Source organism: Pseudomonas nabeulensis, assembly GCF_004682045.1.
Lineage (GTDB): Bacteria > Pseudomonadota > Gammaproteobacteria > Pseudomonadales > Pseudomonadaceae > Aquipseudomonas > Aquipseudomonas nabeulensis.
The window spans coordinates 1-5,013 of record NZ_QUZT01000131.1; the positions used below are offsets into that span (position 1 = coordinate 1).

General features: G+C 63.2%; 3 protein-coding genes. All 3 read right to left on the reverse strand.

Translation table 11 applies throughout. The features are described from left to right. Window positions 1-190: 190 nt before the first annotated feature. A complete protein-coding gene (locus DYL61_RS31000; protein ID WP_135311554.1) occupies window positions 191-1,426 on the reverse strand; it encodes a helix-turn-helix transcriptional regulator in 1,236 nt (411 codons plus the stop codon). 151 nt (window positions 1,427-1,577) lie between these two features. Beyond that, window positions 1,578-4,001, reverse strand: coding sequence for an efflux RND transporter permease subunit (locus tag DYL61_RS31005; RefSeq protein WP_135311555.1), 2,424 nt, complete (start codon window positions 3,999-4,001; stop codon window positions 1,578-1,580). A 14-nt stretch (window positions 4,002-4,015) separates the two neighbouring features. Further along, window positions 4,016-5,002, reverse strand: coding sequence for a WD40/YVTN/BNR-like repeat-containing protein (locus DYL61_RS31010; RefSeq protein WP_135311556.1), 987 nt, complete (start codon window positions 5,000-5,002; stop codon window positions 4,016-4,018). Between the last annotated feature and the right edge of the window lie 11 nt (window positions 5,003-5,013).

A 5,013-nucleotide genomic window follows, 5' to 3' on the forward strand; every position in this document is an offset into this window, starting at 1 on the left:
GAAAGCCGCTCATCTGCTGTTTCCTTAACTGACAGGCATTAGGGCTTGTCCCGCGCTGGGCCGCGAAGCGGCCCAAAAACCAGACAATCAGGTTCTAACTGGCAGAACGCGTCGACCGAATTAGGGCCGCTTCGCAGCCCAGCGCGGGACAAGCCCGCTCACTACAGGGGTTGTGTTGCGGTCGCCACTATCAGGCCTGGCGCACCAGCGGCACCGCCAACTTCGGCGGCGGCACTTTGATTTTTTCCGGGGCTTTCAGCGTCAGGCTGGGCTTGCCCAGGGCCACCACACTGTTGAGCAGGATGCGCACCAGCTCGGTCTGGCGCCGCACGCCGGTCTTGGAGAAGATCGAACGCAGGTGCGCACGGGCGGTATTGCGGCGGATATTCAACACCTCGGCGGCCTCTTCAAGCGACAAGCCATTGGCCAATTCCATGGCCAGGGCGGTCTCGGCCTTGGTCAGGTTGAACAGCTGCTTGGTCACCACTTCGCTGGCCAGGGATTTGCTCGACGCATCGCGGATATACACCAGTGCCGCCGGCTTGCCCTTCTCTTCGGCCCAGTCGAGGGAGGGAATCGATTCCACCACCACCCCCAGGTTGACCAGCCCCGAAGGCCGGGTCACCGACATGGCTTCGGCGGTTTTTGGCGAATCCACCGAAAATGCCCCGCGAATCAGGCGTTGCAGCTCGCGGTTGTCACTCGGATAAGTCGCCTCCAGGCGCCCGCCCACCAACTTCAAGCCATCGGAACGGGCGAGGATTTCCTCGGCCACCGGGTTGACCTGCAACACGCTGCCGCTGTCATCCAGCACCAGGGTGGCCACCGACAAGCGGCTGATGGCCTGGGAGTACAACTCGCTCAGCGACTCGCTGCGGTCCAGCAGGTTATGCAGCTGCAACGCTCGGCGCAGGTGCGGCAGGAACATCGCGCACAGCGCGCGCTCGTTGGCGCAGAAATTCGGCGAACGCTTGGGCCGGGTAATCCGAAAGCGCAGCTTGCCGCCGTCCGGAGTGGAGATGTCCGCGCCCATGACGTGGAACACATCCTGGGCACTGCAATACATCTTGAAGTAGGCGCTGTGCTCCCACTCGGTGGAGGTCATGATGTCGTCCACGGTGAACACGTGGTCAAGCGGCTGGCTGCCAAATGGGGTGTTGCTTTGCGGGTAGGTCATGTAGCACACATCACCGGCCCCTTCGATGTCGCCAGCCAGGATCATCACCCCGGTGTCCAGTTGGTCGGGCACGCGCAGGATCAAGGTGACGTAGTTGGCGTCGTAGAGCTTGAGAAAGCTCTTGAGCGCCTTGGCCATCAGTTTCGGGTCGAGGGCACCTTCGTAGATCTCCCCCACCAGCTGGCTGTAGCGTGTGAGGTCCAGGCCTAGATCCGCCAGCGCCTCAAGGGTCAAGACATCCGTTTGCATAGTCTTTCCTCGCTCGGGTAAGGACAACGCCCTTCCCTTGTTATTTTTATAATTTTGGCTAGGGGGGAATTCAACGTTCCCCCGCTTGACTGCGCCTCAGTTTCTCCGGCGCCCATGTGCTCCACAATAGGCTTACAGGTTTTATTTTCGGCTACTTCGAGTCACGCTCGGCCGGGCTGTTTTTCAGGCGGAATTGCCCGTGGGGCGCCGCCACCGGGCGGGCTCGTGCCACCACCAGCGGGCGCCCGAGATTGAACCAGGCCGCCAATGCCGGCAGCAGGAAAATCGCCCCCAGCACGTTGACCAGAAACATGAACGACAGCAGCACGCCCATGTCCGCCTGGAACTTGAGCGGCGCAAACGCCCAGGTGCACACGCCAATCGACATGGTCACCGCGGTGAACACCGCCGCCGTACCGCGTTGGCACATGGCCTCGTAGAAGGCTTCACGCAGGGGCGCGCCGCGCAGCATTTCGTGCTGGATGCGCTCGTATAGGTAGATGCCATAGTCCACCCCCACGCCCACTCCCAGCGCCATCACCGGCAGCGTCGCGACCTTCAAGCCGATACCGAGCAAGGTCATCAGCGCGTTGCACAGGATCGCCACGATGGCCAGCGGCACCAGGATGCATAGCACCGCCCGAATCGACAGGAAGGTCAGCCAGCAAAACAACGCCACCGAGCCGAACAGCGCGCCGAGCATGATCACCTCGGCACGCTTGACCGCCTCGTTGGACGCCGCCATCACCCCCACGTTGCCGCCCGCCAGCAGGAACTCGACCTGGGGCGAACCGACCTCGGCAATGATCCGCTTGGCTTCCAGGATCGCGTGGCTGATGGTGCTGCCTTCATGGTCGGCGAGGAACACCAGGATCTGCATCTGCTGGCAGCCATCAGTGACCAGCCCGTCATCGGGAATATAGGCCCGCGCACCCTGGCTCAGGCCACGGGGTGAGCCAGGAATCGCCGCCCAGCGCGGGTTGCCTTCGTTATTGCCGGCAATCACCCGCTTGCCCATGTCCACCACGCTCTGGATCGACTGCACGCCACTGACGGTGCGCATCCGGAAATCAAACGCCTCCACCGCGCGCATCACCTGGGGCGACAGGCAACCTTCATCCACACCCTTGACCTGCACGAACACCGACATCACGTCCAGGCCGATGGAGTAGCTGGAAATGATCTTGCTGTTGTCCTGGTTGTAGCGTGAATCGGCACGCAGTTCCGGTGCCCCGGCGCCGATATCGCCCACCGCCAGGTCGCGGGCCTTCCAGGCGCCGGCCAGCAGCAACAACAGGCTGATAGCGAACACGCCCAGGGCCGGGCCCGGTTCGGCGAGTGCCGACAGGCGCCACCACAGCCGATGCCGAGTCGCCGGCCGCGACTGCGCGCGATGCACCAACCCAGGCTCCAGGCGCAGGTAGGAGATGATGATCGGCAGCATCAGCTTGTTGGTGATGATCATCAGCATCACACCGATGCACGCCGTCACGCCCAGCTCGTGGACGATGGGAATGTCGATCAGCATGATCACGCCAAAGCCCAGGGCATTCATCAGCAGGGCCAGGGAGCCAGGGATAAAGATCTTGCAGAACGCCGAGCGCGCTGCGTCCCTGGGGCTATTGCCAGCCAGCACGTCCTGTTTCCAGGCGTTGGTCATCTGCACCGCGTGAGACACGCCGATGGAGAAGATCAAAAACGGCACCAGAATCGACATCGGGTCGATGCCCAGCCCCAGCAGCGGCAACAGCCCCAGCAGCCAGACCACCGGCAGCAACGCCACCAACAGTGCCACCACGGTCAGGCGCAGCGAGCGTGAATACAGCCACAACAGCAGCCCGGTGATCACGAAGGCCACCACGAAGAACCCGATCACGGTGTTCAACCCTTCGACCACATCCCCCACCAGCTTGGCGAAGCCCACGATGTTGATCTCGATATCAGGGCTGTTGTATTTGGCGCGGATGGCTTCCAGGTGCTGGGCGATCTCGACGTAGGACACCGGCGCGCCGGTCTTGGGGTCGGTGTCCTGCAAATCGGCGCGGACCATCGCCGACTTCAAGTCATTCGCCACCAGGCGTCCGACTTGCCCGGAGGCCGCCGTGTTGCTGCGCACCTGGGCCAGGTCTTCGGGGGTGCCACTGAAACGCGGCGGTACCACCACATCGCCGAAGAAACCCTCTTCGGTGATTTCGATGTAACGCACGTTGGCGGTGAACAGCGACGTCACGCTGGGGCGGCTGACCCCGGAGATAAAGAACACGTCATCGGTGACTTTGCGCAGGGTGTCGAGGAACTCGGGGTTGTACAGGTCGCCCTGGCCTTTCCAGTGCACGCTCACCAGCAGGCGATTGGCGCCGGTGAAGTAGCGGCTGAACTTGAGGAAATTGACCATGTACCCATGCGTCACCGGGATCTGCTTGTTGAACCCCGGGTCCAGCTGCGTATGGGTGGCGCTGTAGCCGAGGCCCAGGGTGACCAGCACAAACAGCGCCAGCAAGCCCTTGCGCCAGGCCATCAGGTAGTCGGCGCAGGTGTCGACGCCACGGGTGACCCAGTGTTTACCTTGATTCATTGCTTGCCTCTCGTTCACTGGGTGACCTGTGTCGTCGAGCGTGCAGCGACGCTGCCCCCCGACCCCTGCAATACCCCACGCTCACCGCCCACCAGCAGACGCGAACCGACCATCGTCGCCGAGGTCAACGTGCCCAACCCCGCCAGCCGCGAGACACCCACCAGCGCGCCTTGTGCATCCAGGCGCACCACGGAGCTGCCGGCGCCAACGATCACCAACCCGCTGTGATCGGGCAGTACCACATGCCCGTACAGCGGCAGTTGGTTGCCCACATTGACTTGCGCCCAATGGGCACCGAAATCGTGGCTGACAAACACATGCCCACGCATGCCGTAGGTCACCCAGTTATCCGCGCTGAGCCGCACGATGCCGAACAGCGAACCGTTGTAGAACGCCGGTAGCGTCTGCCAGTGTTGCCCGCCATCGGCGGTACGCAGCACCAGACCTTGTTCGCCCACCAGCATGCGTCGTCCATCGTCACCGCCGGCCATGCTGTTGAGGTGGGCGCTGTCGATATCCAGCGTCTGCGCGACCCAGGTCTGGCCGGCGTCGAGGGACTGATAGAACTTGCCGAAACTGCCGAACGCCAGGACGCTGCCCCGGCTGCCCGCCCATACCCCCAGCAAGGGCTCGCCGAGCTGCGGGTCGTAGCGCATTTCCTGCCACGTGGCGCCCGCGTCCGTAGAACGCAGGATCCAACCGTCATGCCCGACCGCCAACACACGCTTGTCATCCAGCGCCACCACGGCTGTCAGGGTGGCGTTGCGTTGCTGGGTGACCTGGGCCGGTTGCCAGCTCACGCCCTGGTCATCACTGAGCAGGATGCTGCCGCGCTCGCCCACCGCCACCACCCGCGTGCCCAGGTTGAGCAAGCCGTTGATCTGCACCCGATCCGGGCGCGTCGCCAACAGTTCCTGTGGCGGCGGGGTCTGGGGCGAAAAGGTATAGGCAATGGTCAGTGCGACCACCAGACACACCAGGTAGCCGATCAAAGCACGCATGAGCACACACC

Coding starts and splice junctions, on each gene's coding strand:
- DYL61_RS31000 (WP_135311554.1), bottom strand. CDS start 1,426: ATGCAAACGGATGTCTTGACCCTTGAGGCGCTGGCGGATCTAGGCCTG.
- DYL61_RS31005 (WP_135311555.1), bottom strand. CDS start 4,001: ATGAATCAAGGTAAACACTGGGTCACCCGTGGCGTCGACACCTGCGCC.
- DYL61_RS31010 (WP_135311556.1), bottom strand. CDS start 5,002: ATGCGTGCTTTGATCGGCTACCTGGTGTGTCTGGTGGTCGCACTGACC.